At 38.6% G+C, this 4045-nt stretch carries 4 protein-coding genes; 3 read left to right on the forward strand and 1 reads right to left on the reverse strand.

Going from position 1 to position 4045, the window contains the following annotated elements; genetic code table 11:
* Nucleotides 1–182: 182 nt before the first annotated feature.
* Together V7147_RS19780 and V7147_RS19785 are read left to right on the forward strand one after the other, a co-directional pair.
* A complete protein-coding gene (locus V7147_RS19780) occupies nt 183–644 on the forward strand; it encodes a chemotaxis protein CheW (protein WP_335369533.1) in 462 nt (153 codons plus the stop codon).
* A gap of 295 nt (nt 645–939) precedes the next feature.
* The gene (locus V7147_RS19785; RefSeq protein WP_335369534.1) at nt 940–2193 is read left to right on the forward strand and encodes a DNA polymerase IV; all 1254 of its coding nucleotides are present in this window, start codon (nt 940–942) and stop codon (nt 2191–2193) included.
* A gap of 42 nt (nt 2194–2235) precedes the next feature.
* Here V7147_RS19785 and zwf read toward each other — a convergent pair whose 3' ends face one another.
* Entirely contained in the window at nt 2236–3723 is a 1488-nt protein-coding gene (zwf, locus tag V7147_RS19790; protein WP_335369535.1) for a glucose-6-phosphate dehydrogenase, read from the reverse strand.
* 230 nt (nt 3724–3953) lie between these two features.
* On the opposite strand from zwf, the gene V7147_RS25260 reads away from it, so the two are divergent.
* A partial coding sequence (locus V7147_RS25260; RefSeq protein ID WP_438824615.1) for a hypothetical protein occupies nt 3954–4045 on the forward strand: 92 nt, incomplete at its 3' end.

Raw genomic sequence — 4045 nt, forward strand, 5'->3', positions numbered from 1 at the left:
TTTTACCTTCCAAAGCGATATACTTATGACCTCGAGCCGATGGCGCCTGAAGCTGGACATTGAAAAAAGTGGAATTCCCGGTAAAAAAGGGAGTTTCACTTTTTTATTTCATTTCGTAATCGGGTAAAGTATGATAGAGATAGAATATAAATTGTCGTTATTAGGGTAGAGGTGAATGTTTTATGGAAGATCAGAAAGTTGTTGTATTTTCAGCAGGTAATGAGGAATTCGGTGTTCCTGTTTTTAATGTGATTTCAATCGAAAGAGTCCAGGAGCTAACTGCCATTCCGCAAATGCCAAATTATATGTTAGGTGTCCTTTCCATTCGCGATGAACTAATTCCAATCGTGGATATTGGAATCATATTATTTAATAGAGCCATAAATTATACTGAGAAAACAAAGATCATCGTTGCAAAAACGGATACATTGTCAGTGGGATTACTTGTGGATGACGCAAAAGAAATAATCGATATCCCTCAAAATCAATTGAAAAAATTAAATTTAACGTATCAGCTTTCCCCATATATAACTGGGGTTGCGACACTTAAGGAAAAAATGATTACTTTAATAGACCCAGCAAAACTGTTTGAGGGTTTAGAAGGATTCGATACGATTGAGGAACACATCCACAGCCACCAATAGAATAGGTGGCTTTTTCTATGATAAACTAGTAATAGAGGATGTTCAAAAAGTAGGGTGAAAATGACAAGTCGCTAGAGGAGCTTCGACTAAATGCCGGCACATCCTGTGGAAGCTCGTTGGCTTGTTTCTTCTTTCCTGGAAAAGAAAATCGCTTTTCCTGCGTGCAAGAACATTTGCTCACGTATTAACTACATACGTTCCGCTACTCAAAACCGCGCCGCCTCGAACTTCTTGGTCCTTTTCATCCACCTTTTTGAACTCATACTAGTAGTGGATTAATAGGGAAGTGTAAATCATGAAAAAAATGTATCCGAAAAACGGAAGGGTTATTTTACATGTAGACATGAATAGCTTCTATGCGTCCGTTGAAATTGCCTATGACCCTTCTTTAAAGGGGAAGCCCCTGGCCATTGCTGGGAATCCCGAAGAGCGAAGGGGAATTATCGTGACATGCAGCTATGAGGCACGTGCATTTGGGGTGAAAACGACGATGCCCTTATGGGAGGCAAAGCGTAAATGTCCCAATCTAATCGTCCGAAAACCGAATTTTGAACGCTATCGGAGTGCCTCGCTAGCGATGTTTGATATTCTCCGAACGTATACGGATCTAGTTGAACCTGTTTCAATAGATGAAGGCTATCTCGATATAACAAACTCTTATGAAAAAGGATCTCCAATTGAAATTGCGAACTCCATTCAAGAGACTTTACAAAAGACACTCCTTCTGCCTTGTAGTATTGGAATTGCGCCGAATAAATTTCTAGCAAAAATGGGATCTGATATGAAAAAACCGTTAGGAATTACGGTTTTACGAAAGCGGGATGTTCCTACGATTCTTTGGCCAATGCCAGTTGGAGAAATGCATGGAGTTGGATCGAAGACAGCTGAGAAATTGGCGACAATAAATATTAAAACAATTGGCGACCTTGCAAAGGGAAATGACATTCAATTAAAGCAATTGTTAGGTATAAATGGAGAGAGGATTAAGCAACGTGCGAATGGAATCGACAAAAGACCTGTTGATCCAGATTCCATTTCAGTGTTTAAAAGCATCGGAAATTCGACAACATTGCCTTATGATTCTACAGATGAGGAACAGCTTCTTGGTGTTATTAAAAGACTATCAAACTCCGTCGGGGCTCGGATTAGACGAAAGGACATGCTATCATATAATGTCCAGTTGATGATTCGCTATTCTGACCGAAAAACGGTAACAAGAAGTCGAAAGCTTGATAACCCAATTGATCAAGACCAAGAAATTTATTTGGCTGCAAAGCATCTTTGGAAAAAACATTGGAACGGGGAACCTATCCGATTATTAGGTGTCACTGCGCAGGAACTAGTTGAGAAACATGAAGCGTTTAAACAGCTGGATCTATTTTCCTATGAAAAAGAAGCAAAAAAAGAGCCTTTATTCAAGGTGATTGACGAATTGAAGGGTAAGTATGGAAACGAGATTCTGTCAAATGGAATCAAGCTTCCAAAGGATAAAAATCCTCGAAATAATGAACACGGAACAAGTTTCGAGAAAGACTTTTTAAGTGATTAAAGACCCCAACTCAAGTAGAGAGAAGGGGTCTTTTTACATGATTTAATCTTCCACTGACCACCATTGGAATCCATCCTCGGCCAATAATTCATCTGATGGCTTTGGACCGTTAGAACCAGAAGGGTAATTAGGAAATTCTGTTGCTATTTGATTTTCCCAAACCTTTGAAATGGAGTCTATATAACGCCATGAAAGGGCAACTTCATCCCAGTGAGCAAAGTTCGTTGTATCACCCATCATACAATCAAAGATGAGCTTTTCATAAGCTTCTGGTGTATTTATGCCGTCGATGCAGTTATTGCAATAATCTAGCTTAACAGGTAATGTCATCGTATTTTGTCCCGGTCTTTTCGCATTTAAATAAAGGGTAATACCTTCATCAGGTTGGATATTAATGACCAGCAGGTTTGGATTTTGACGTTCATTATCCTCTTTATAATATAAATCCATCGGAATGTCTTTGAATTGAACAACAATCTTTGTGGATTTTTCCTTCATTCTCTTACCGGTGCGGATATAGAAAGGAACACCAGCCCATCTGAAATTATCGATTAACAGCTTACCTGCAACAAATGTAGTAGTATTTGACACTGGATCTACATTCTCTTCTTCCCGGTAACCCGGAACTTGTTTTCCATTTAATGTGCCGGCACCATATTGACCTCTTACGAAGTATTTTTTAACATCTTCTTCTTCCAATGGTCGAAGGGCTCGTAACACTTTAATTTTTTCGCTACGAATCTCATCTGTGTTTAATTTAATTGGCGGTTCCATCGCTAACAATGCAACCATTTGAAGCATATGGTTTTGAACCATATCGCGGAGGGCACCTGATTTTTCATAATAGCCGCCACGGTCTTCTACACCAAGCACCTCACTTGAAGTGACTTGGATATTTGATATGTATCGATTGTTCCAAAGTGGTTCGAATATTGCATTTGCGAAACGAATCACTTCAATATTTTGGACCATTTCCTTACCTAAATAATGGTCAATTCGGAATATTTCATCCTCAGAAAAGGCATGGCGAAGTTGTTCGTTCAGTTGTTTTGCAGAAGGTAGGTTATGTCCAAATGGTTTTTCAATGACGAGTCTTGTGTAACCTTCTGTTGATGTTAACCCTTCTGACTTCAGATTAACTGCAATTGTTCCAAAGAACTCAGGTGCCATGGCTAAATAGAAGATTCTGTTTCCACCCGTGTTGTAGGTTGAATCTAATTCTTCTGCAAGTACCTTTAACTCTCTATAGGATGCACTATCATTCACATTAAAAGGATGGTAGTAAAAATGTTTTGAGAACTTCTCAACATCTTCTCGTTTTTCGTCAAATCGTCCAGAAACAGAATTTCTTACGTTCTGCTGGAATTCCTCATTTTTTAATGGGCGTCTTGCCACACCGATTACTGCAAAATCCTCAGAAAGCTTACCTTTTGTATAAAGATTATAGATAGAAGGATAGAGCTTTCGATTCGCCAGATCACCAGTCGCTCCAAATATAATCACGATTGATTTTGGTGCTGTATTTGTCATATTAAATCCCCCACATTTCCACACAATGTTAATATTCATTTAATGTATACTTTTTTGTTTAGTAAATCAACTAATTAGATAGAATTTTTTAAATACCTTTTTAAAGTATGCCTTAACAATGTTCTGATATTCGTTCACTCGCATGTCTGGTGAAAACGAAAGCCACAATATGGTATAGTAGATTGAGGTATAACAAATGAATAACGCAATTTAATTGGAGGATTTCTCAGGTGGAAGTCGTATTTTTAGGAACGGGCGCAGGGGTACCTGCAAAAGAGCGGAATGTTACGTCAATTGCCCTACAATTACTTGATGAGCGCAG

It is taken from the genome of Bacillus sp. JJ1521 (assembly GCF_036965165.1).
In the GTDB taxonomy this organism is placed as follows: Bacteria; Bacillota; Bacilli; order Bacillales; family Bacillaceae_L; genus Ferdinandcohnia.